Annotated in this window: 25 protein-coding genes and 3 pseudogenes; 10 read left to right on the top strand and 18 right to left on the bottom strand. The window is 61.8% G+C overall.

Annotated features, from left to right (window positions below; translation table 11 throughout):
• Positions 1–257 (top strand): NADH-quinone oxidoreductase subunit B family protein (locus tag F6X42_RS32720; protein ID WP_376776479.1); only part of this gene is annotated, 257 nt, incomplete at its 5' end.
• Positions 258–500: 243 nt separating this feature from the next.
• Here F6X42_RS32720 and F6X42_RS32715 read toward each other — a convergent pair.
• From F6X42_RS32715 to F6X42_RS45660, 4 genes and pseudogenes are all read right to left on the bottom strand, one after another.
• Complete coding sequence (locus F6X42_RS32715; protein WP_187638151.1) at positions 501–911, bottom strand: hypothetical protein; 411 nt, start codon at positions 909–911, stop codon at positions 501–503.
• A 51-nt stretch (positions 912–962) separates the two neighbouring features.
• Positions 963–1181: a hypothetical protein gene (locus tag F6X42_RS32710; protein ID WP_187638147.1), complete on the bottom strand. Its 219-nt coding sequence runs from the start codon at positions 1179–1181 to the stop codon at positions 963–965.
• 42 nt (positions 1182–1223) lie between these two features.
• A complete protein-coding gene (locus F6X42_RS32705; RefSeq protein WP_187638146.1) occupies positions 1224–1418 on the bottom strand; it encodes a hypothetical protein in 195 nt (64 codons plus the stop codon).
• Between the two features lie 329 nt (positions 1419–1747).
• Positions 1748–1945: pseudogene (locus F6X42_RS45660) on the bottom strand (D-glycerate dehydrogenase); the annotation flags it as partial.
• Between the two features lie 439 nt (positions 1946–2384).
• Between F6X42_RS45660 and F6X42_RS32700 the strand changes: the two are divergent.
• From F6X42_RS32700 to F6X42_RS32690, 3 genes and pseudogenes are all read left to right on the top strand, one after another.
• Positions 2385–2657 (top strand): hypothetical protein, encoded by a 273-nt coding sequence (locus tag F6X42_RS32700; RefSeq protein ID WP_187638145.1) that lies wholly within the window; start codon positions 2385–2387, stop codon positions 2655–2657.
• A 52-nt stretch (positions 2658–2709) separates the two neighbouring features.
• Positions 2710–3199: pseudogene (locus tag F6X42_RS32695) on the top strand (DDE-type integrase/transposase/recombinase); the annotation flags it as partial.
• Between the two features lie 234 nt (positions 3200–3433).
• Positions 3434–4138, top strand: coding sequence for a GntR family transcriptional regulator (locus F6X42_RS32690; protein ID WP_187638144.1), 705 nt, complete (start codon positions 3434–3436; stop codon positions 4136–4138).
• 250 nt (positions 4139–4388) lie between these two features.
• Here the strand turns inward: F6X42_RS32690 and F6X42_RS32685 are convergent, their stop codons facing one another.
• The gene (locus F6X42_RS32685) at positions 4389–5201 is read right to left on the bottom strand and encodes a 3-hydroxybutyryl-CoA dehydrogenase (protein ID WP_246530326.1); all 813 of its coding nucleotides are present in this window, start codon (positions 5199–5201) and stop codon (positions 4389–4391) included.
• Here F6X42_RS32685 and F6X42_RS44440 point away from each other — a divergent pair.
• Positions 5092–5334, top strand: coding sequence for a hypothetical protein (locus F6X42_RS44440; RefSeq protein ID WP_246530327.1), 243 nt, complete (start codon positions 5092–5094; stop codon positions 5332–5334). The genes F6X42_RS32685 and F6X42_RS44440 overlap by 110 nt on opposite strands.
• A gap of 75 nt (positions 5335–5409) precedes the next feature.
• Here F6X42_RS44440 and F6X42_RS32680 read toward each other — a convergent pair.
• From F6X42_RS32680 to F6X42_RS32620, 13 genes and pseudogenes are all read right to left on the bottom strand, one after another.
• A pseudogene (locus F6X42_RS32680) lies at positions 5410–5583 on the bottom strand (thiolase family protein); the annotation flags it as partial.
• Between the two features lie 71 nt (positions 5584–5654).
• Positions 5655–6887: an acyl-CoA dehydrogenase family protein gene (locus tag F6X42_RS32675; RefSeq protein ID WP_187638142.1), complete on the bottom strand. Its 1233-nt coding sequence runs from the start codon at positions 6885–6887 to the stop codon at positions 5655–5657.
• A 22-nt stretch (positions 6888–6909) separates the two neighbouring features.
• Positions 6910–7674 carry an SDR family oxidoreductase gene (locus tag F6X42_RS32670; RefSeq protein WP_187638141.1) on the bottom strand — a complete coding sequence of 255 codons (765 nt, stop codon included), beginning with the start codon at positions 7672–7674 and terminating at the stop codon, positions 6910–6912.
• A 56-nt stretch (positions 7675–7730) separates the two neighbouring features.
• Positions 7731–8765 carry a phosphotransferase gene (locus F6X42_RS32665; RefSeq protein WP_187638140.1) on the bottom strand — a complete coding sequence of 345 codons (1035 nt, stop codon included), beginning with the start codon at positions 8763–8765 and terminating at the stop codon, positions 7731–7733.
• A 17-nt stretch (positions 8766–8782) separates the two neighbouring features.
• Complete coding sequence (locus F6X42_RS32660; RefSeq protein ID WP_187638139.1) at positions 8783–9457, bottom strand: histidine phosphatase family protein; 675 nt, start codon at positions 9455–9457, stop codon at positions 8783–8785.
• Positions 9458–9495: 38 nt separating this feature from the next.
• The gene (locus tag F6X42_RS32655; RefSeq protein WP_187638138.1) at positions 9496–10947 is read right to left on the bottom strand and encodes an NAD(P)(+) transhydrogenase (Re/Si-specific) subunit beta; all 1452 of its coding nucleotides are present in this window, start codon (positions 10945–10947) and stop codon (positions 9496–9498) included.
• Complete coding sequence (locus F6X42_RS32650) at positions 10948–11283, bottom strand: NAD(P) transhydrogenase subunit alpha part 2 (RefSeq protein WP_187638137.1); 336 nt, start codon at positions 11281–11283, stop codon at positions 10948–10950.
• Between the two features lie 13 nt (positions 11284–11296).
• A complete protein-coding gene (locus F6X42_RS32645) occupies positions 11297–12442 on the bottom strand; it encodes a Re/Si-specific NAD(P)(+) transhydrogenase subunit alpha (protein ID WP_187638136.1) in 1146 nt (381 codons plus the stop codon).
• A gap of 179 nt (positions 12443–12621) precedes the next feature.
• The gene (locus tag F6X42_RS32640; protein WP_187638135.1) at positions 12622–13743 is read right to left on the bottom strand and encodes a porin; all 1122 of its coding nucleotides are present in this window, start codon (positions 13741–13743) and stop codon (positions 12622–12624) included.
• Between the two features lie 127 nt (positions 13744–13870).
• Entirely contained in the window at positions 13871–14665 is a 795-nt protein-coding gene (locus tag F6X42_RS32635) for a TauD/TfdA dioxygenase family protein (RefSeq protein ID WP_187638150.1), read from the bottom strand.
• 39 nt (positions 14666–14704) lie between these two features.
• Positions 14705–15676, bottom strand: coding sequence for a zinc-binding dehydrogenase (locus F6X42_RS32630; protein WP_187638134.1), 972 nt, complete (start codon positions 15674–15676; stop codon positions 14705–14707).
• A 41-nt stretch (positions 15677–15717) separates the two neighbouring features.
• A complete protein-coding gene (locus F6X42_RS32625; protein ID WP_187638133.1) occupies positions 15718–16086 on the bottom strand; it encodes a hypothetical protein in 369 nt (122 codons plus the stop codon).
• Complete coding sequence (locus F6X42_RS32620; RefSeq protein ID WP_187638132.1) at positions 16083–16538, bottom strand: hypothetical protein; 456 nt, start codon at positions 16536–16538, stop codon at positions 16083–16085. Before F6X42_RS32620 ends, F6X42_RS32625 begins: the two co-directional genes overlap by 4 nt.
• Positions 16539–16740: 202 nt before the next feature.
• On the opposite strand from F6X42_RS32620, the gene F6X42_RS32615 reads away from it, so the two are divergent.
• The 5 genes from F6X42_RS32615 (at position 16741) to F6X42_RS32595 (ending at position 23623) form a co-directional block, all read left to right on the top strand.
• Positions 16741–17031 (top strand): UxaA family hydrolase, encoded by a 291-nt coding sequence (locus F6X42_RS32615; RefSeq protein ID WP_184056502.1) that lies wholly within the window; start codon positions 16741–16743, stop codon positions 17029–17031.
• 4 nt (positions 17032–17035) lie between these two features.
• Complete coding sequence (locus F6X42_RS32610; protein WP_187638131.1) at positions 17036–18190, top strand: UxaA family hydrolase; 1155 nt, start codon at positions 17036–17038, stop codon at positions 18188–18190.
• 10 nt (positions 18191–18200) lie between these two features.
• A complete protein-coding gene (locus F6X42_RS32605; RefSeq protein ID WP_187638130.1) occupies positions 18201–18893 on the top strand; it encodes a GntR family transcriptional regulator in 693 nt (230 codons plus the stop codon).
• Positions 18894–18901: 8 nt separating this feature from the next.
• A complete protein-coding gene (locus F6X42_RS32600) occupies positions 18902–19975 on the top strand; it encodes an Ldh family oxidoreductase (protein ID WP_187638129.1) in 1074 nt (357 codons plus the stop codon).
• A gap of 66 nt (positions 19976–20041) precedes the next feature.
• A complete protein-coding gene (locus tag F6X42_RS32595; RefSeq protein ID WP_187638128.1) occupies positions 20042–23623 on the top strand; it encodes an indolepyruvate ferredoxin oxidoreductase family protein in 3582 nt (1193 codons plus the stop codon).
• Positions 23624–23627: the final 4 nt, after the last annotated feature.

Here is a 23627-nt window from a genome sequence, read left to right as displayed (position 1 = left end):
CAGGCCCGCTCACGCTGAACATGAAGGAAGCGGTACGGCAAGCGTATGAAGCGACGCCACATCCCAAACTGGTGGTCGCAGTCGGCGAGTGCGCGTGCACGGGTGGCATCTTCAAGGACAGCTATGCCGTGTGTGGACCGCTGTCGAACCTCCTGCCTGTCGACGTCACGATACCAGGTTGTCCTCCACCTCCCGCCGATATCCTGACAGGTATTCTCACCGCGCTTCGTGTGAAACGTACGACCTTCCCGCCCTGAACTTCCCCGTCGGCATGCGCCGCTAACGGAACTCGTGGCGCGCGCCGGCTACCGGGCTTCGACGATCACGCCGTCAGCATGTACGCGCGACCTCCAACTGCCGCAAGTAACCATCGTGCAGTCGAAAAGCGCATCACAAGCCTCGTTGGGAGGCGCCCCGGCAGAGGCGAACGCGCTCAAAGAAAAGCGGGACGGGTCCCGCCAGGCCCCGAACCGGGAAGTTGCGACTCGCCCCACCCACCGTCAACTGTGCGACTTGGTACGCATGCCGCCCACGCCGACCTTGCCGCGCCCGACACGACCGGTTTTGCCATGCGCCGAACCGCCCGCGCGCGGCTTCTTCCTGGAGACGGCCGTGAACGTCACGTGATCTGCCGGGTAGTAAGTCGCTCTGCGCACCGCTGTGTGATAGGTCGGGCGGTCAGGGTTGAGCGCGAGCCTGGCGGTCTTCACACCGCAAAATTTTCCACTGCCCTTCATTTCGTCCCGTAGCGGAATCGACATCGATTTGCCCCACGGCGCAGCAGCGTTCCCCGACCTGGTCTGGTCGGACCAGGCGTCGGCGCGCGGAATCGCATACCGGACGCCGTTGACGGTGACATATGCCGCCTTCTCGCCGAACTCATAGTAGAAACGCCTGACGCCGATTGCCACGATGGACCTCTCCCCGGACGATACCGACGCTAGAGGAATCCATCGCGCGCCCTATGCGGGTGTGTTGTCGCACCACTGGATCGCCCAACGCTGCGCCGCATCGATAGCGTCCGCGTCGGAGGGATAATCGCCGAGGTCACCCGAATACTTCACTTCTATGGCATCTATACCCGCCGAGGCGCGGCGATAAATTTTCGCGCGCGCGTAGTATCGGCCGCCTTCATCGAGAGGCGACGCGTCGATGTGAAACTCTCTGTAGTCGAACTGCATGGCTGCCTCCGCAAAGGCGTCCTGGTCGTCGCGCTGGATAAGTCAGTGCATACGCGCAAGGTTACGAAGAAGCGAACTTCCTTCCTGCGTAATGCGAGGCCGTACGCCCCCACCGGCATGCTTCTCCATGGCGACGAGCTGGCGTTCAAGCAACGTATCAAGTTCTTCCCGCTCGGCAATGTGGTCGGCCGAGTCCCTTACCAGCATCAATGTCGCAAATTCATGGGCGCTGAGCATGCTTGCCTCCTGATAGCTCGAGTAGGTGCTGTATGGATTGCGTGGGCAAAGGCGCTCGCTTTTGACGGCGCATTGCCGGTGACGCACTCGCTGAAAATGGCGCGGGGAGTTGATGGTAAGCGGGAGCTCCGGGGCGCCGCAATCCGGGTCGTCCCGCATATTGGGCAGATTGGGTCGTGCCGCACTGCGACAGATGGGGCAGCAACGCCACGACCCTCGCGGGCGCCCGCCACGCCAGCTGCGAGCAGCGGCCACGCCGCATCCAGTCCACCCGTCCGGGAGTGCGCCGTGGTCGGCCGGTACGCGCCACCAGGACTCAATGGCTTCGACCGCTTCAATCCGACGATGCCGGGTGTCTTGCCGTTCACTCGCGTACCCAGCATCTCAGTCATGCCGAACGATTTGCCCCATCCGCTGCGCATGATCCGTTCGTATTCCGACGCGCGGCGGCAGGCCGCCAGCACGAGCAGCATGGAGAAATCGGCTGTGCATTCGGTCAACGCATCGGATGCATTCGTGACGACAATTCACTCATCGCCTTATCCGCCCGTCCATTCGCCTGCCCCCTTCTTGTCCCTGTGGTGCCGCCGATTCAGATTACCTTCTGCGATTGCCGACGGATGTCGAGGGTGGGCGATCGCCAACCATGCAAGAGAGCGTGCAAAAGTTCGGGCGGCTCACAACGAGGGCCGCTTGTCCTTCGGGTAGCCGCACCGGTTTCGTGTGGAGTCGGCTGATCGGCCTCGCAACGGTGGGAGCAAACCATGCGGTTGATCGTCGAAAAGTACCACTACCCCGACATACGTTGAGTCGTTTTCACAACGGGTGCGGAAGGCCACACAGATGCTGCCCCAATGTTGGTAGTCTTTCCTGCACCAGACGCCGGAGGCATCTTGGTGAAGGTGCCGGAATGTCGCTGACCTGAGACCAGTCGAAGAGCATCCAAAAAAACAGGAGGGCTTCATCATGCTGAGGTGGATCACAAACTGGGCTTCACATCACGCTCCTACCCCCGAGAAGCGGTCCGAACGGGCGTTAAGCGAGTTGCGTGTGGAGCTGTTCCAGGCTGAACAGCGTGTCCTCGATGCGCAGATGCATGCGGACTATTACCGCTCACGCATCGCGTTTTGCGAAGCGGTTTTTAAACAAGGCATCGAACAGGTATCCGATCAGCGCAAGCGCCAGGAAGACGTTGTTCATGAACTGCGCCCGGGACTCAGGCTCACGGCAGCGCAATAGCGGGTGTGCAGTCAAAGTTCATTGCATCCACCGGTTATCAGATGTTGGAAGCCGTCGGTACGTCGCGTATCCAATGAGTCTGCGTCCTCTGGAGGCGATGATGGCCGAACGCGGAATCGAGGTCGACCATTCAACGGTACACCGCTGGGCCATCAAGATTTTGCCGGCGAGCCGGGACAAGGTTGCAGCGCAACGCTATTTCGAAAAATCTATCAACCAGCATGGATTGCCGCAGACGGTGACGATCGACGCAAGCAGCGCTAGTCTGGCCGCGCTCGAAGCGCGCCAACGCCAGACACGAGAAACCCGTCAAGGTCCGCCGAACGAAGTATCTGAATCACATCGTGGAGCAGGACCATCGCGCCATCAAATGCATCGTCAAACCGATGATGGGCTTCGGGGGTTTCCGTTGCGCCTGCATCATCCTCTCGGGTGTCGAATTAGCGCACATGATCCGGAAAGACCAGACGAGCGACAACCGAATTCGGCGCACTGCAACCGATCAGTTCTATTACTCCCTAAATGCATCACCGGCTCCTTGAAGGCATTGGTGTTGCCAGTGCCCCCGACGAAGGGGTGTCAAGGCGTAGTAATGCGCGCCGCGGAGAAACTCTCCACCTGTTCTCATTGAGTCCAATCCCTTCCACACCTATATAGGTGTATGATCCACCTGTCTTCTCCAAATTCACTTTGACACCGGCAGTCGGCAGACTCACTGGCAAGCTCATGAAGTCAGCGAGATCGCTATTGTCCGGTTCTAGCGCAGCCGTCGAAACATGACAAAGCTCTCCAGCGTCGCTGACGCGATCATCCGTCACATCGAATCCGGGTCACTGCGCGAAGGTGACCGCCTTCCCTCCGAGGGCGAACTCGCGGTGAGTCACGGCGTAAGCGTAGGCACCATTCAGAAGGCTCTCGCGCGTCTCGTGCACTCGGGACTGATTACCCGCGAGCAAGGCCGCGGCACGTTTGTGTCGGGTACCCGTGTCGCTCCCGCGGACGTTCGCTACCTGCGCTTTCGCGACGCCGAGGGTAACGAATTGCCGTCCTATGTCCACGGACGCTCGGTAAGGCGTATGAAACGCAAGGGACCGTGGTCGGAATTTCTTGGTGGTGACGGTTTCGTTCGCATAGAGAGAATCATCAGCGTCGGTGGACACTTTGACCTCTATAGTGAGTTCTGGCTACGCGAGGAGCACTTCGTTGGACTGGGCGGTCTCGACAATGAGGCTCTCGATAAGAACCTGCGCGAACTGATCGGCCAGCGGCTGTCACTACCCACGTTACGAGTCGACCAGTGGATCCGTTTCGGGCCACTTCCACCAACGGCCGCTCGAGAGCTTGGGGTTGAGGCCGACGCGCCCGGCTTCATCATGGAGATGCGTGGCTACACGCTGCGCGATCAGGCTCTTTACTATCAAAGCGTCTATTCCGGGCCGTTTTCCGAACGCCTTGTGGTCGTGCGCGAGAACGCGGCATAAGTCTGACGGCTTCATCGTCCTCGTACCAGGAGGCGGCCTCGGGTGTCTCCTGTTTTTGCAACTGCTCTTGCCTTCTAGCGGGGGCCTCAGAACTGGTCTGCCGACAAACCCAGCACGCTCTCCCCGTCATTTGCACTGACAATCGACGCCTCAAGCGCCGACGCCAGCGACAGCACATGCTGCGTGTCGCATTTGAATGATTGAGGAAAATGTTGCGGAAGTTCTAGTACCGGTTAAGAGAGAGCAACAATCACTGATAGCGGTACACACCGTGACCGGATTTACGTCCGAATCGTCCCGCCTGTACCAGTTCGCGCAATAGCGGGCACGCGCGGTACTTCGGATCGCCAAAGTCCTTCAGCAGGACATCCATAACCGATAGACAAACGTCGATCCCGACAAGATCTGCGAGCGCCAGAGGGCCGATCGTGTGATTGGCGCCAAGCCGCATTGCGGCGTCGATTTCCTCGGCTTTGGCCACACCCTCCGCGAGCACGAAAAACGCTTCGTTTATCATGGGTACCAGAACGCGGTTGACAACGAACGCCGGCGAGTTCTTCACGCCGATTGGCGACTTCCCCAACCGCGCGGTTAATTCACGAACGGCTTCAACGGTGGCGTCGCTGGTTTGCAGACCGCGAATGATCTCCACGAGCGACATCAGCGGAACTGGGTTAAAGAAGTGCATGCCGATGAAGCGCGACGGATCGGTGAGCGATGCAGCGAGCGTCGTGATTGAAATCGACGAGGTGTTTGATGCAACTATCGCATCGTGTTTCACCACCGACTCGATCTGCTTCACGATACGCAGCTTGAGGTCGGCGCTTTCGGTGGCTGCCTCGATTACCAGATCGACGGCAGCCAGTCGCTGATAATCAGTCGAAGTTTCGATGCGCGCAAGCGCCGCATCACGCGCGGGACGATCGAGCTTCTCTTTCGCGACGAGCCGGTCCATGCTCGCGCTCAGCGCGGCCATGCCTTTCGCGAGCACCTCATCGGTCACGTCGATCATCACGACCTTCATGCCAGCGATGGCCGCCGTCTGCGCAATTCCATTGCCCATCGTGCCGGCGCCGACGACACCTATCGTTTCGATTGCCATGCTTGTCTCTCTGTATGCTATCGCGCGCACTAAACGCGACGAACGTTTTCGAATGTGGCCGCGATGCCCTGGTTTCCGCCAATGCACATCGTGAAGAGTTGGAGACGAACGTGCTCGTCGGTATCGAACACGGTCGACTGCCCATTGACCCTGCGCGTCAGCGGGACGCGATCACGTTGCCGAACCCCACGTGGCCGACTTCGCCTCCCGACACGCTGGCTCGCGAAAGCGCTTCGCGCATCACCAGTGCCCCGAGCTCGGTCGGTGGCAGGTGTTTGAGACTGCCACCGAACTTGCCGATTGCGGTGCGCACACCGCTTACAACGACGACTTCCCTTTGCATTACTGCTCCTTCAGACGGCGAATGCGTGCAGCTTGCGCTAGCGACGCTCGTGATGCGGACAGGCATCGCTATCAAGCCGATCGTGTGCGCCGGTAGCGGGCCAGTTCCAGCCTGGCGATCGCGTTGCGGTGAACTTCGTCCGGTCCATCGGCAAGCCGCAGCGTGCGCTGGTTCGCCCATGCATAAGCAAGTGGAAAATCGTCCGAAACGCCGGCCGCTCCGTGTAGCTGGATTGCCCAGTCGATCACCTTCAAGGCCATGTTGGGCGCGACCACCTTGATCATGGCGATCTCAGCCCTGGCCGCCTTGTTCCCAACCGTATCCATCATGTATGCGGCCTTGAGCGTCAACAGACGCGTCATTTCGATTTCACACCGTGCCTGTGCGATGCGTTCCTGCGTGACGCCATGCTCACCGAGCGGCTTGCCGAAAGCGACGCGTTCCAGGCTGCGCGTGCACATCAATTCGAGTGCACGCTCGGCGGCGCCGATACTGCGCATGCAGTGATGAATACGCCCAGGGCCCAACCGCCCTTGCGCGATCTCGAAGCCACGTCCCTCTCCAAGCAACAGGTTGGAAGCCAGCACACGCACATCGCGCAACTCGATCTCCATATGACCGTGCGGGGCATCGTCGTAGCCGTACACCGGCAGGAAACGCTTCACCGTGATGCCCGGCGTATCCGCCGGTACGACGATCATCGACTGCTGTGCGTGGCGCGGCGCGTCGGGATCGGTCTTACCCATGACGATATAGACTTTGCATCTCGGGTCGCCGGCACCGGACGACCACCACTTCGTGCCATTGACCACGTAATGGTCGCCGTCGCGCTCGATGCGGCAGGCAATATTCGTTGCGTCCGATGATGCGACCGCTGGCTCCGTCATCAGGAACGCAGAGCGGATCTCCCCGTGCAGAAGCGGCTCCAGCCAGCGGTCCTTCAGTGCTTCGGTCGCATAGCGTTCGAGCGTTTCCATGTTGCCCGTGTCGGGCGCCGAACAGTTGAATACTTCCGGCGACCAGGGCACCCGGCCCATGATTTCGCACAGCGGCGCATACTCGAGATTGGTCAATCCCTCAGGCGCACGCGTCGAGCGCGGCAGGAACAGATTCCACAAGCCCGCCTTTCGCGCAAGCGGCTTCAGTTCTTCTATGACGCGAGTCGGCACCCAGGCATTGCCGGCCTGCCGGTTCGTCCGTATCTCCTCGAGGTAGCGCGCTTCGTTTGGGTAGATGTGTTCGTCAAAGAACGCCAGCAACCGCTGCTGCATGAGTCTGACGTTCGGCGTGTAGTCGAATTGCATGATGTCTCCGTTATTGCGGGCGTCAGAGGGTCAATCCACCGTCGACGACGATGCATTCGCCGTTCGTGTAACTCGCGGCGTCGGACACGAGGTAGAGCACGGTGCCCGCCATCTCGCGCGGTTCAGCGTGGCGACGCAAAGGAATGCGCCCCATCCATTCGTCGTAAATCGATTTCGTTTCGAACAGTGCGCCGGCGAACTTCGTTCTGGTCAAACCTGGAAGGAGCGCATTCACGCGTATGCCGAAGGGTCCGCATTCTTTCGCGAATGCTTTCGTCATGTTGACGACGGCCGCCTTGCTGACCGAATAAATGCCCTGCATGTCCCCCGGCTGCAATGCATTGATCGACGCCGTGTTGACGATCGCGCCGCCGCCCTGTTCCCGCATCATCCGTCCAGCTTCTACCGACATGAAGAAGTAGCCGCGAATATTGACCTCCACGGTCTTGTCGAATGCCGCGAGATCCGTGTCGAGTATGTGGCCGAAATAGGGGTTCGCCGCCGCGTTGTTGACCAGAATGTCCAGCCGCGGGTGGACTGCCCGGATATGAGCGAAGGTTTTTGCGATGTCGTCCATGCGCCCGACGTGGCAGGCTATTGCCTCCGCACTTCCACCGTCTTCGCGAATGCGCCTGCATACGGCTTCGCAGTCTTCCAGCTTGCGGCTCGTCACGATGACATGCGCGCCCTGTTGAGCAAGCAGGCTGGCTATCTCTTCACCGATTCCCCTACTTGCACCGGTGACGAGTGCGACCTTGCCGGTCAGATTGAAGAGATTAGTGCTCATGTTGATGGTTACTCTTTAAATGAATGGATCCGGCGGTCCGTCATCGAGCTGACGGATCAGTCTTGTTCCTCGAGGACGTCTAGCGCCATACGCGCCAGCGTCTGCGCCATCGCCCCGACTTCTTGCGCGTTTGCATGCGACGCATTGCCGTCCAACGCACGCTTTTTGACCCCTTGCACGATGGCGGCTAGCCGGAAGAAACTCATCGCGACATAGAAGGACCAGCCGTAAATCACCGGGATGCCACGCAGTTCGCAATATCGGGCAACGATTTCCTTTTCACCCGGCAGGCCCAGCGCGGCTCTGTTCTTGCCTTGAAGCCCGACGATCGGGCCGTTCGCGGGAAGCCGGAGGCACATGCAAAAATAGGCGAGGTCGGCCAGCGGGTGGCCCAACGTCGACAGCTCCCAGTCGAGCAATGCCTTGATACGGCATTCGTGCGGATCAAAGATGAGGTTGTCGATGCGAAAATCGCCATGCACGAGAGAAGGCGCACCCTGTTGCACGGGGCAATGAACAGGCAACCACTTGATCAGGGCCTCCATCGCGTCTATGCGTTCTGTCTCGGCGGCGCGGTACTGCCGTGTCCAGAGCCCGATCTGTCGCTCGAAGTAATTGCCCGCGCGGCCATAATCGGTCAGACCCACGACGTCGATATCCACGTCGTGAAGCGTCGCCATCGCGCGAACGATCGCGTCGTAGTAGTCCCGCCGCTGTTCGCGAGCGATCTCGGGCAACGCCGGATTCCAGAAAATACGTCCCTCTTCGAAGCTCATCACATAGAACATCGTGCCGATCACGTCCTTGTCTTCGCACAGGTGATACGCGCGAGCGACCGGCACGTCCGTCGCGGCGAGCGCGTCCAGCACGCGAAACTCGCGATCCACCGCGTGAGCCGACTTCAGGAGTGGTCCCGACGGTTGTCTACGCAATACATAGTTGCCACTTGCGGCCTTGAGCAGAAAGGTCGGGTTCGATTGACCGCCGGTGAATTTGTGCGCGGACGCAGGCCCGCTAAAGCCCCGAATCGACCGCTCCAGATACGGCGCGAGTGCGCCGATATCGATATCAGTGGTATCCGTAGTTGTCATTCAATCATCTCCTGTCGTTACGCGTACGTCTGATAGCGTCGGCGGTCGACGCGATCGAGATGCGGATCGCAATTGAAGCTGCCAAGCTGCCATGCACGTTCGTTAAAGAAGAAACGGCAAAAGCTGCTGTTGCTAATCTGCATGTTCAGCGCGATGGCCGTGTCGGCCGGCGACCTCAACACCTGCTGCGCCATGACGGCCATCACGCCGCCCGAGGTCACCGCCAGCACGCGCTTTCCGGGACCGTCCTGAATAGCGCGCCTTGCCTCCGACACGCGACGCTGAAAGCTCGCCCATGCTTCGGGAATGGGTCCGTCGATGCCGTCTTCCGACCACAGCTGAAGCACCTGCCGCAGTCCCTTGAAGAAGTCGTCTTTCGACCCATGCCGCAAGGCCTTCAGCGCCCCGTGCTGCGGGCCCAGTGCTTCGAACAGTGCATGAAAGTCGTACTCGTCCAGTCCGGCATGCTGCTCGATATGCGTCACGGTGCGGCCAAGGCCCTGAATGATCGCGTCGAGGGTCTGTCTGTGCCGACGCATCGTGCCCGTGATCACGCGGTCGAAAATCGCGTCCTGTTGCGAAAAATATTCGCCGAGCCACACGGCCTGGCGCTCGCCGACTTCGGAAAGCTGGTCGTAGTTGCCACTACCGAACGACGCCTGCCCGTGCCGGACCAGATAGAGTTCCGCCATACATCCTCTCGTCTGAGTTCTGCGGTGACCGCGCGCTCTTACGCAGCTGCCTTCACCATGTCCTCGATGACCTTCTTCGCATCGCCGAACACCATCATCGTCTTGTCCATGTAGAACAGGTCGTTGTCGAGCCCCGCATAGCCCGCCGCCATCGAACGCTTGTTGACGATCACCGTGCGCGCCTTGTACGCCTCGATAATCGGCATGCCGGCGATCGGCGACTGCGGATCGTTCTTCGCGGCCGGATTCACCACGTCGTTCGCGCCAAGCACCAGCACCACGTCGACCTGGCCGAACTCCCCGTTGATGTCCTCCATTTCGAACACCATGTCGTACGGCACTTCCGCCTCGGCGAGCAACACGTTCATGTGACCCGGCATGCGGCCCGCCACCGGGTGAATCGCGTACTTCACTTCGATGCCCTTCTCGATCAGCTTGTCAGTCAGTTCCTTCAACGCATGCTGCGCACGCGCCACCGCCAGCCCGTAGCCCGGCACGATCACCACGGTCTCGGCGTTGCCGAGCATGAACGACGCATCGTCCGCCGAACCGGATTTCACCGGACGCTGTTCCGCCGTGCCACCAGCCGCCGCCGCGCCAGGTGTATTGCCGAAGCCGCCCAGCAACACGTTGAAGAACGAGCGGTTCATCGCCCGGCACATGATGTACGACAGGATCGCACCCGACGAACCGACCAGCGAGCCGGCGATGATCAGCATCGGATTGTTCAGCGAGAAGCCGATACCCGCCGCCGCCCAGCCTGAGTACGAGTTCAGCATCGACACGACGACCGGCATGTCCGCGCCGCCGATCGGGATGATGATCAGCACGCCGAGCACGAACGCGATGGTCGTCATGATGATGAACGGCAGCCACGACTGCGTGAGGAAGAACAGGATGCCGAAGCCGAACATCGCGAGCGCGAGCATCAGGTTGATCAGATGCTGGCCGCCGTAGACGACCGGCGCGCCCTGAAACAACCGGAACTTGTACTTGCCCGACAGCTTGCCGAACGCGATCACTGAACCGGAGAACGTGATCGCGCCGACGAACGTGCCGATGAACAGCTCGATGCGATTGCCGTAAGGCAGGAAGCCGGGCATGCCCTCTTCAGCGCCAAGCCCGAACGCGGCCGGCTCCGACACGACCGCATAGGCGATGCAGACAGCGGCGAGACCAATCAGCGAGTGCATCGCCGCGACCAGTTCGGGCATCTTCGTCATCTCGACGCGCGCCGCGACGAATGAACCGATCGCGCCGCCGACAATCAGTGCGACAGACACCAGCGACAGGCCGAGCGCAAGGTTCCATTTCAGCGCCGCCGCCTGCTGCGCGATCAACGCGATCGTCGTGAGAATCGCGATGGTCATGCCGGCCATGCCGAACACGTTACCGGCGCGCGCACTCTTCGGATTGGACAGCCCTTTGAGCGCCTGGATGAAGCACACCGACGCAATGAGATACAGCAGCGTAACGACGTTCGTGCTCATTTACACACCCTCCTTTGCGGCGATTCGATGGCCGGCCATCTTCTTCGGCTCTTTCTTCCTGAACATCTCCAGCATTCGCCTCGTGACGAGAAAGCCGCCGAATACGTTGACGGCAGCGAGCGCGACGGCGACGGTGCCGAACAGCTTGCCCGCGCTGCCGACGGTCAGTCCCGCCGCCAGCATCGCGCCGACAATGACGATCGCCGAAATCGCATTGGTCACGGCCATTAGCGGCGTATGCAGCGCCGGCGTGACGTTCCAGACAACGTGGTAGCCGACGTAAATCGCCAGCACGAAAATGATCAGATTGATCACGGTGTGGTTGATGACTTCCATCACCCGTCTCCTCTTAAGCCTTGCGCGTAACTTCACCGTCGCGGGCCAGCAGCGTGGCCGCGACGATGTCGTCCGCGAGATCGATATTGAGCGCGCCTTCCTTCGTGATGATCAGCTTCAGGAAGTCGAGCAGGTTGCGCGCGTAGAGCGCCGACGCGTCGGACGGCACCATCGACGCGAGGTTCGTGTAGCCGACGATCTGCACGCCGTTCTCCGTGACGATGACCTTGTCCCGTTCGGTGAGTGGGCAGTTGCCGCCAAGGTGCCCATTGACGACGGGACCACGTCCCGCTGCGAGATCGACGATCACCGAGCCCGCCTTCATCGCCTGCACCGTTTCGGCGGAGATCAGCGTCGGCGCGGCCCGGCCCGGAATCAGCGCGGTCGTGATGATCACATCCGCCTGCTTCGCGCGCTCGTGAACGAGCGCCGCCTGGCGTTGCAGCCAACTCGCCGGCATTGGCCGCGCATAGCCGCCGACACCCTGCGCAGCTTCGCGCTCTTCTTCGGTCTCGTAAGCGACGTTGAGGAACTTCGCACCGAGCGATTCGATCTGCTCCTTGACAGCGGGACGCACGTCGGATGCCTCGATCACGGCGCCCAGGCGCTTGGCGGTCGCGATCGCCTGCAGGCCCGCGACGCCCGCGCCAAGCACCAGCACGCGCGCCGCCTTGACGGTGCCCGCCGCCGTCATCAGCATCGGCATAAACCGCGGATAGTGATGCGCCGCAATCAGCACAGCCTTGTAGCCTGCGATGTTGGCCTGCGACGAAAGCACGTCGAGACTCTGTGCGCGCGTCGAGCGCGGCGCGGCTTCCAGCGCGAACGCGGTCACACCGGCAGCGGCAAGGCGCTGCGCGTTCTCAGCGTTGAAGGGATCGAGCATGCCGGCCAGCACGGCACCGCGTTTCATCAGCGGCAACTCGTCGGCAGTTGGCGAGGCGACCTTCAGGACGATCTGCGCGCCGAAGGCCGCTGCCGCATCGCCAATCTGTGCGCCAGCGTTTCGATACGCGTCGTCGGTGTAGTGGGCACACTCGCCGGCTCCCGCCTCGACAGTGACCCCGTGCCCCTGGGCGACGAGCGTCTTGACCGTCTCGGGCGTCGCGGCGACCAGTGCCTTCCGGCCTTTCGCCTCTGCGGGTATTCCAATCTCCATTTACAACCTCACATTACGCATGTCTGCGCGAAAGCGTTTTTCAATCTGGTGGACGAACCGGACGGCCGCCGCCTTCGCGACCGTCGCTCGCCCGTATCCGCGATGTTTGTCGAAACGCGACCAATCACCGTTCGCTGCACGCACTCGCGCTGTGCGACGTGACCGCGCCGACGCTTCGATCAGAAAAGATGACGAATGCCGATCTCCGCGCCCAGCTGATTCGAACCGGGATGCGGAGCCGCCGGCACCGCACTGGAAGCCGACACCGAGTAGATGCCCTGTTTGCCGCTGTTCTTCATGTAGGCGAATACACCGTAAAGCGCGGTGCGCTTGCTCAAGTTGTAGTTCGCCCGCAATGTGCCCATCGTGCCGTTGGCGTCGAAGTCGCCGTTATTGATATGCGCGACCTGCGCATCGAAGATCCATGCGCCGTACGGCACCGATGCACCGAGGTACCCGATATCGACTTTGGCCGACCGTACGTCGCCCTCCACCACCCTGTGCAGCCATCCCGCGCCTACCCGCACCGACTTGATGTCGACGTGCGCGGCCAGTTGATAACGTCGGTCGGTATCGCCGGACTTCGTGAAGGCAACACCCGGCGCACCCGGGACGACAGTGACCGGCGTCGCGCCTGCACCGCCGCGCTGTTCGTCATAGGTGGCGGCCACGCCCCAGGCATTACCTTCATACTTGAGCATGCCGGTCACGGCGCGACAGGCGAGGAAGTCGTTACCGGACTGGCCTGGGCAATTTGCCGCCGCACTCGAATCGCGGCCGAACGAGTAGCTTGCTCCGACCGTCACGCCGTAAAACGTGCCCATGTACACCACGTCGTTATCGAAGCGCGCAGCGAGCAGAAAAGGATCGAACGACGCAAGGCCGCCGAATCCCCCCGAGCCGATGATGTTCGATTCAACCATCCCCCAGTTCGTCATGCTGTACTGCCGGCCAAACGTGAGTTGCCCCCAAGGGCCGCTCAAGCCGACATAAGCCTGCCGGCCGAACAGACGTCCGCCCTGCTGGAGCGCACCGTTCGACGCGGAAAAGCCGCTTTCCAGTGTAAAGACCGTTTTCAGTCCGCCACCCAGGTCCTCCGTGCCCCGGATCCCCCAGCGCGACGGCACGTCCCCTCCGCCGATCACTGGCATGCGCGCAACGGAGCCGCCGGTCGGTGTGGCATGCGTGAAAAACTCGATGCCTGTATCCACGATCCCGTACAGCGTGACCGAGCTTTGTGCAAATACAGGCGCCGATGCGATCGCGGCCGCCGCCGTCATTGCGATTTTTGTCTTTTTCATCTGATCCCCTCTTTCCGCCCAATATGCTTTTGCTTCGCAATTGGTTCGCTGAACCAATCAATAAAAAGACACAGCCAGCAGCTATTCGCCGCGACGCCCTACCATCTGTTGACTGAAGCGAGGCGCGTCAGATCGGCACTTCCCCTTCGAGCGTGATCCGGTTCAACACGCGCTCTGCCTCGCCGTAGTCATGCACGGCATAGTGCATCGTGCAGCGGTTGTCCCACATCACCACGTCGCCCGCTTGCCACATGTGGCGGTAGACGTTGTCGGGGGGCGTCGAATGCTCGTACAGGAAGTCGAGCAGCGGCCGGCTCTCGGCGACCGTCATGCCCTCGATCTGCTGCGCGGTCTCGGGGTGGCCGACGTATAGGGCCTTACGGTGCGTTTCCGGATGGGTGCGCACGATCGGATGAACGGCCGTGGGAATTTTGTCGATCCCTCTCATGCGTGCAAGACGCAGCCCTGTGAACCGTGCACGCAGACCCTCGAGCATGCGCTGCATGGTCGGCGACAGGCGGTCGTACGACACGTACTGGTTGCACCACATCGTGTCGCCGCCATGCGGCACCACAACCGCGGAAAGAATCGAGATTTTGGGCGGTGCCGGGGTGTAGATCGAATCCGAATGCCAGGCTTCCGTCGACGCGGTCTCTTTCGGGATTTTCGTGACCTGGATCAGACCGGGGTAGCCCGGCACCGCCGGATCCAACGGATTGCTCTGGGCCGGGTTGCCCCAAAGCCTCGCGAATTCGACGTGCGCCGCCGGCTGCAGATTCTGGCCGCGGAACACGAGGACGCAGTGTTCGAGGAATGCCCGATGCAGGACCTCAAACGTATCGCGGCTGACGGATTCGTTCAGATTGATGCCTTCGACCAGGGCTCCAACCGAGCCAGTCAGCGGAGTAATGCGGATGCTCATTTGCGTCTCCTGTTTAGCGATGCTGTTCATGTGAGGTTCTCATGCCACCGTCAGCACGATCTTGCCGACGTGCTGATCGAGTTGCATGTAGGCGTGCGCGTCGGCAATCGCGTCAATCGAAAATGTCCGGTCGATCGGCAATCCAAGGCGTCCCGCCTCGAGAAACGGCAGCAGGTCGCGCGCGCACGCCTGGATGCATTCGAGCCGTTCCTGTTCGGTACGGGTGCGGAACGTGACGCCAATCAGCTTCAGACGCTTGAGCCACAGCTTGGTCAGATCGATCTGGGCGGTGGCGGACCCGAGCCGCGCGATATTGACGAGACGTCCCTTGACCGCGAGGCATTCCATATTCGCTTCGAAGACCGGGCCACCCACCGTGTCGATGATGACGTCGACGCCGCGTTTGTCGGTCGCGGCCATCACGGCGTCGACCTGCGACTCGCGCGACGAATCGATACCGACGTCAACGCCGAACCGCGCGAGCTTGTCGAGCTTGGCAGCCGAGCGCGACATCGCGATTACGGGTTTCGCCCCGAGCACCGACGCGATCTGGATCGCAGCCATCGCTACGCCGCCCGATGCGCCATTGATCAGGATCGACTCGCCTTTGCGTAGTTGACCGTTGGTCACGACCGCATCATGTGCCGTGACGAAAACATTCGCGAATGCTGCCGCGTCGATCCACGACAGGTTCTGCGGAATGGGCATCAGCGCAAGCGGGTCAGAGATCACGTATTCCGCCTGACAGCTGCGGCCATGACCCATCACGCGGTCGCCTTTGCGCCAGCCGTTCACGCCGTCGCCGACCTCGGCCACTTCCCCGGCGAATTCCACGCCCGCGGTTATGACGTTGCCCGAGCGAAGCTCGCGAGCCTGGTTGATCTCGCCACGATTCAGGCCGGCCGCCCGCACTTTGACCAGCACCTGTCCAGCACCGACCTGCGGAACGGGAATGTCCTGGATCTCGATCTTGCCGCCGTCCGGCGTCGGTACTACGCGTACTGCTTTCACTGTTGTCTCCTCCGTTGAATATGGGGCGCTTCTGATCCCGATCAGCCGGCGCCCGCCATCACCCTTGTGCGAATCACCGCTAGCAGCGCGAGCGCACGGTCCGCTGCCGCCTGCGCGCCCGGCCAGTTGCCGCGCACGAATGGCGCACGCAAATCTTCGATCTCCGACAGCGCGCGAACCATCTCGCCGTCCGCGACGCACAGCCGTCGATATTCGTTGACCGTCAGAAGGTAGGTATGCATAACGTCACTCGCTGGCAGCGTCACGCCCGAGCGATGCAGCTCGGCGTTGAGCCAATGCGTGCCGGCCAGCATCGCCCCTTCAATCTTCATCTCGCAGTCTTGCGGAAGGCACTTTTCGAGCGAGTGCTCGATGCGCGCTGCCGCAGCCATATGGTGCTCGGTATTCATGTGGCGCTTTCCTCCATTCGCTTGTTCAACAACCGAAGACACTCGCCCAGCGCAGCAGCGCATTCATCCACGATCGCCACACTGGGCGCGACGCCATCCCGCACGCACGGGTCGCGATGCCGTTCGATGATCTCCATCTGGTGCATCATCGCCGCGACGTCTTCTGGCACCGCCGCCTCCACCTTCGGGCGGCCAACATGCAGCACATCTGCCAGCGGATGAAAAGCAGGCTTGAGCGATCCGTCTGGCTGCGCAACCAGATAGACGCCAGGCTGAGTCGGAAACACATCGTCGTCACGCGTCACCGCTGCATGGTGGAGTGCGGCATTCACGGCGTGCGTCCCGGCTGTCATGCCTGCCCAGAACCACAGCTCGAAGTCATCCAACGGTTCGAGCCGGGCGCGCAGCCCCTCCAGTCTCCGAATCGTCTCGAGGTGTGAAGCCACCTTCATGTCTGCGTCTCCTGTTGATCCCGGCAGAACTGCACCGTCATTGGTATCGAATATAGGCGTCCCTGTGCGTCATCGTCAAGAACTTCTATATAGGTGTTATTTCCGATGCGGCCGGCTAGTGCAAGTACCTAGGCGAATTTTCCTTGACTGTGCGCCGCACGCTGGCTACATTTCAATCACACTTCTATATAGGACTTTGATCATGTCTCGCGCCATCGTACTTAACCGGTCCGACAATGTGGCTACGCTGATCGACTCCGGACGCGCCGGAGAAGCCTGCACCCTGCAGGGAGAGGCGTCTGGCCATGTCACGCTGCTCCAGGATGTGCCATTCGGTCACAAGGTCTGTGTCGCCGACACCCCGCAAGGCGCAAATGTGCTCAAGTACGGCCAAATCATCGGCAAGGCCAGCTGTGCGCTCAAGGTGGGTGAGCACACCCACGTTCATAACATTGAGTCCGCCCGCGGGCGCGGCGACCTGAATAAGGGGTAAGCAGATGATGCAAACATTTCTTGGCTACCGGCGTGAAAATGGCGCCGTCGGCGTACGCAACTGGGTGGCGGTGATTTCCGTCATGGACAACTGCAACCCAGCTACGCGGGCAATTGCCCAGGCAGTGAACGGTTGCGTTCCTATCACCACGCTTTTCGTGCGTGGACAGTTCGGCGCCGACCTGGATTTCACCTTCGATTCACTGGCCGGCCTCGGGCGCAATCCCAATATCGCAGCCGTGCTGCTGGTTGGACTGGAACCGTCGTCGACCGAGGAAGTGGCGCGCCGCATCCGGTCCACCGGCAAGCCGGTCGAAGCGGTCCACCTGCAGCCCGATGGCACCATCAACTGCATTGCCGACGGCACCCGGCGGGCCGCGCGGCTCGCGCTGGGCGCATCCAGGGCCAGACGGGAGCCGTGCCCCGTTTCTGAACTGATCATCGGCGTGGAATGCGGCGGATCGGACACAACCTCGGGGCTCAGCTGCAATCCGACTATCGGTCGCATGGCCGATCATCTGATCGAAGCGGGCGCCACGGTCATCATTTCGGAAACGTCGGAGTTCATTGGCGCGGACCACCTGTTTGCCGCACGCGCCGCCGACGATTCGGTCAGAAAGGCCTTCGTGGACGCCGTGCGCAACATGGAGAACGTCGCGATCAGCCGCGGCGTCGACATGCGCGACGCACAACCGTCGCCTGACAACAAGCGCGGCGGCCTGACGACCGTCGAAGAAAAGGCGCTTGGCGCGATGGCGAAGGCCGGTTCGAGCCCGCTGGTCGGCGTTCTCGGCTACGGCGAAGCGCCGAAGCGCAAGGGCCTGCACTTTATGGACGCGCCGGCAGCTGCCGTCGAAAACCTGACCGCGATGGCCGCAAGCGGCTGCCAGCTGATCTTCTTTGGCACCGGCGTCGGCAATCCCATCGGCAATACCATCGCGCCGACAGTCAAGGTCTGCGGCAACCTGAATACGGTTCGCACGATGGCGGACAATATCGATTTCGATGTCAGCGGGATTCTCGAAGCCGGAATGAAAATTTCCGCGCTCGGTGATCAGCTCTTCGAGTACGCAGTGGACGTCGCCTCCGGTACGCAACTCACGAGCGAAGTGCTGAACGTCCGGGAGATTGCGATCAGCCGGTTCGAACGCAGCCTTTGAGGATACCGAAGTGACCAAGCTTGCCAGCGTGGCCGACGCCATCATCCGTCACATCGAATCCGGGTCGCTCCGCGAGGGGGACAAGTTGCCCTCCGAGGGAGAACTCGCGGCGAGTCACGGCGTGAGCGTAGGCACCATTCAGAAGGCTCTCGCCCGGCTGGTGCACTCTGGACTGATCACCCGCGAGCAAGGCCGGGGAACGTTTGTCTCGGGCACCCAGGTGGCGCCCGCTGACGTGCGCTACCTGCGCTTTCGCGACGCGGAGAACAAAGAGCTGGCGTCCTACGTGCATGCACGCTCCGTCAAGCGGCTGAAGCGCAACGGACCGTGGTCAACGTTCCTCGGTGGCGAGGAGTTCGTCCGCATCGAGCGGTCCATCAGCATCGGCGGACGCGTTGATCTCTACAGCGAGTTCTGGTTGCGGGAGGACCACTTCGCGCAACTGGGCGATCTCGACCGCGTTTCGCTCGAGAAGAACCTGCGTGAACTGCTCGGCCAGCGGCTCTCGCTGCCCACGCTGCGAGTCGACCAGTGGATCCGCTTCGCGGCGCTTCCCGCCACGGCCGCTCGCGAGCTCGAGTCGAGGACGGACGCGCCCGGCTTCATCATGGAATTGCGTGGTTACACGTTGCGCGACCAGCCCCTTTATTACCAATGCGTGTATTCCGGGCCGTTTTCAGAACGTCTCGTGGTCATGAGTTAGGAACAGCGATGGCGAATAACCAATGGAATTGTCAGGCACTCGAGGACTGGACAGCGCGGATCTTCGAAGCCTGCAGCATGCCAGCTGACCAGGCGGTCGAAGCCGCCGCCGTGCTGGTGCGCAGCGAACTGCGAGGCTATAAGACACACGGCATGACGCGCATGGCCTCTTATACCGAGCGTCTGCGAGCAGGCGACTTCAACCCGCGCCCAACCATGCGCCACCGCACGTTCCCAGGCGGGATCGTGCTCGATGCAGACGGCGCGATGGGACAACTCGCCGGCCCCTACGCGGTACGACTCGGGATCGAGGCCCTCGCAACCAGCGCATCGGTGCTGATTGCGGTGCAATCGAGCGGCCACCTCGGCGCGCTCGGCATCCACGCCTTGCTCGGCGCCGAGGCGGGTGCATTCAGCATGATCGGCCAACGTACGCCGCCGATCCTCGCGATGGAAGGCTTCCAGCACGCAGCCATCGGCCACAACCCGATTGCCTTCGGTTGTCCTGTGCCTGGCCAGGCTCCGCTCGTTTTCGACATCGCGTGCAGCGTCGCCGCGCGCGGACATATTCTGCTCGCCGCACGCGAAGGTAAGCCGATCCCCGCTGGCTGGGCGCTGGACGCGTCGGGTACGCCGACCACCGACGCGGATCGCGCGCTAGGTGGCTCGCTGCTGCCTATGGGCGGACACAAGGGAATCGGCATTGCGATGATGGTGGAATGCCTCGCTGGTGCACTGACCGCCACCGCAGATTCGCTCGGCACCGCAAGAGACGATGTTCAGAAGGCGGGCGCCGCAGGACGACAGGGTGGCTTCCTCTGGATGGTGAAACCCGGCGCATTTGCCACGCAGGGAGTCTTTGACGAATACATGTCGCAATGGACCGGGACCTACCTGAACTCGGGCGGCGACGACGCGAGGCTGCCTGGCCACCGTGGCGACGCAATGGAACGCGAGCGCCGGCAGCGCGGCATCATGCTGCCCCCCGAGATCGCGCAGGAGCTTCGCGCGCTGGGTGAGCAGTTCGGCATCAGCTTCCCGGCATCAACGACACAACCTACTGACACCCGTCGGGATCAATGAATCGCGACGTAAGCGGCCCGGGCACTCTCGCCTGCCGCCCGCTCACCACTTCGGAGTAACCGCTACATGAATGCCCCGCTTTCCGATGCCACCCGCAAGGCTCTCGAAGTCGTCACACTCGACGACAAATACACGCTGGAGACGGGCCACGCGTTCATGAACGGCGTCCAGGCGCTCGTGCGCCTGCCGATGCTGCAGCGCGAACGCGATGCACGCGCGGGACACAATACCGCGGCCTTCATTTCTGGCTACCGGGGCTCGCCGCTCGGCACTTATGACCAGGCACTGTGGCAAGCGAAAAAACATCTCGCTGCTCACCACGTCGTGTTCCAGCCCGGCCTCAACGAGGAACTGGCCGCTACGGCCGTCTGGGGATCGCAGCAGCTTGATTTCGATCCCGCCACCAGGAAGTACGATGGCGTGTTCGGGATCTGGTACGCGAAGGGACCGGGCGTGGACCGCAGCGCAGACGCACTGAAGCATGCCAACCTGGCTGGCACCGCGCCGCTGGGCGGCGTGCTCGCGGTGGCCGGTGACGATCATCTGTCCAAGAGCAGCACCCTTGCGCATCAAAGCGACCCGACCCTGATCGCTTGCGGGATGCCGGTCTTCTTTCCGGCGAGTGTTCAGGAGATTCTCGATCTCGGACTTCATGCGTTGGCGATGAGCCGTTATTCCGGTCTATGGGCTGGCATGAAAACGGTTCAGGAGGTGATCGAGGCGGCGTCGTCAGTTGTCGTCGATGCTGGCCGCGTTCCGATTCTGCTGCCCGAAGACTTCCAGATGCCGCCAGGCGGCGTTCATGCCCGTTGGCCGGACGAACCGCTGGTTCAGGAAGCGCGGCTGATGGAGGTCAAGTGGCCGGCCGCGCTGGCCTACATCCGCGCCAACCGCCTCAATCGCAACGTGATCGAGGGGCCGCGGGATCGCTTCGGCATCATCGCGAGCGGCAAGGCCTTCAGTGATACGAGGCAAGCGCTGGCCGACCTCGGCCTGGATGACGCTCTGTGCCGCACCCTCGGCATCCGTTTGCACAAAGTCAGCGTGATCTGGCCGCTGGAGCCAACCGGCGTGCGCGAATTCGCACACGGTCTGCGAGAAATACTTGTTGTCGAGGAAAAGCGCCCGCTGATCGAGCAGCAACTCAAGGACGAGCTCTATCACTGTGCGCCCAACGCTCGGCCTCATGTAATTGGCAAGTACAACGAACGCGATGGCGAACACTTTGGCGGAGAGTGGAGTCACAGCAACCCTGGCGCGAATTGGCTGCTGCGCGCCAACGCAGACCTCACGCCTGCGCTCATCGCCAAGGCTATTGCCCGTCGCCTGAAGATGCTGGGTGTGCCTGAAGACGTCGCCGCGCGGATGGATGCGCGCATCGCAATCATCGAGGCCAAGGAACGCGAACTCGTCGCCAACGACGGCAGTGATGGCAATCGCCTGCCGTGGTTCTGCCCCGGTTGCCCGCACAACACGAGCACCCAGGTGCCTGACGGCTCGATCGCGATGGCCGGCATCGGCTGTCATGGAATGGCGGTCTGGATGGACCGTTCGACGACCTCCTGGAGCCAGATGGGCGGCGAAGGCGTGCCATGGGTCGGTCAGGCGCCGTTCAGCACGCGCTCGCACATGTTCGCCAATCTCGGCGACGGCACGTACAACCATTCCGGGTCGCTCGCTGTCCGGCAAGCGATCGCTGCGGACATCAACGTCACCTATAAGATCCTGTTTAACAGCGCAGTGGCCATGACCGGCGGGCAGCCGGTCGGTGGGCAACTCGACGTGCCGGCCATGACGCGCGAGCTCGCGGCAGAAGGCACGAAGCGGATCGTCGTTGTCACCGATGAGCCGGACAGGTACGACGGGACGGCCAACCTCGCGCCCGGCGTCACCGTCCGTCACCGCGACGATCTCGATGCCGTGCAACGTGAGCTTCGCGACGTATCGGGCGTCACCGTCATCGTCTACGACCAGGTCTGTGCGACCAAGAAGCGACGCGAGCGCAAGCGCGGCACCATGGCGGATCCGGCGAAGCGTGTGATCATCAACGAACTCGTGTGCGAGGGCTGCGGGGACTGTTCCGTGCAAAGCAACTGTCTCGCGGTTCAACCCGTGGAAACCGAGTTCGGCCGCAAACGGCGCATCAATCAGGACACCTGCAACAAGGACTTTTCCTGCGTCAAAGGTTTCTGTCCGAGCTTCGTCACGGTCGAGGGCGGGCAGCTCAGAAAGCCTGCGGCGGCAGGCAAGGCGAAGCACACCGACTTCCCGTCGATTCCCGAGCCGGTGTTGCCGGCGGCGGATCTGGCATGGGGCATCGTCGTGGCGGGCGTGGGTGGTACCGGCGTCGTCACCATCGGCCAGGTGCTCGGCATGGCTGCCCACCTGGAAGGCAAGGGCGTAATCACGCAGGATGCCACTGGCATGGCGCAAATGGGCGGCGCCACCTGGAGCCATATCCAGATCGCCCGCGACCCGGAGGCGCTTCACGCAACCAAGGTCGCCGTCGCCATGGCCGATCTGGTGATCGCATGCGATGCGATCGTGGGCGCCAACAAGACGACGCTCGCGACGATGCGTCAAGGTCACACTTTCGTCGCCTTGAACACCCACGGCGTGCCGACGGCGGAAGCGATCCGCAATCCAGACTGGCAGTCTCCGGTCGACCGTTGCATGACCTCCATCTCCGCGGCGGTCGGCGCTGATCACGTTGGCATGTTCGATGCCGAGCAGGTCGCCACCGCGCTACTCGGGCAGTCGATCTACACCAACCTGCTGATGCTCGGCTACGCATGGCAGAAAGGCCGCGTGCCGCTGTCGCGTGACGCGCTGATGCGAGCCATCGAATTGAACGCGGTGCAAGTCGAAAACAACAAGGCGGCATTCGAGTGGGGCCGTCGTTGCGCCCACGATCTGCAGGCTGTGCAAGCGAGCTTTGCGGTCCCGAAGGTGATCGAGTTCGTCAGAAAGCCATCGATCGCCGATATGGTTGCCAAGCGCGTTGAGTTCCTCACTGCTTACCAGAATCGTGCCTACGCCAGTCGATACAGTTCGTTCGTCGAGAAGGTGCGCGCTGCCGAAGCTCCGCTTGCCAGCACCCAACTCACCGAGGCGGTCGCGCGTTATCTGTTCAAACTGATGGCTTACAAGGACGAATACGAAGTAGCGCGGCTGCAAACCGCGCCAGAATTTACCGCCAAAATTGCGGCGATGTTTGAAGGGGATTACAAACTTGTTCATCATCTGGCGCCGCCTTTGCTGGCCAAACACAACGAGAAGGGCGAACTCGTCAAGCAGGCCTTTGGCCCGTGGATGCGCCGCGCTTTTCGCGGACTCGCCAGGCTCAAGGGCCTGCGCGGTACCGGGCTGGATCCGTTCGGCTACACCGACGAACGCAGGACGGAGCGTGCATTGATTGGCGAATACCGCGCCTGTATCGAAGAACTTCTCACGACGCTCTCGACCCACAACCTCACGTTGGCGCTTGAGATCGCGCGCCTGCCTGAAGAGATTCGCGGCTACGGCCATGTCAAGGCACGTAACCTGGCCGCGGTGCGGACAAAGTGGGATCGCTTGATGGCGCGCTGGCGTGTTGGCGAAACCGCCGGCGCTGAGCTTGAGCAAACGCTCAACCTGAGCGCGACGTAGGCGG

It is taken from the genome of Paraburkholderia podalyriae, from assembly GCF_014397785.1.
Taxonomy (GTDB): Bacteria; Pseudomonadota; Gammaproteobacteria; order Burkholderiales; family Burkholderiaceae; genus Paraburkholderia; species Paraburkholderia podalyriae.
This window is presented reverse-complemented; position numbering and strand designations above follow the sequence as displayed.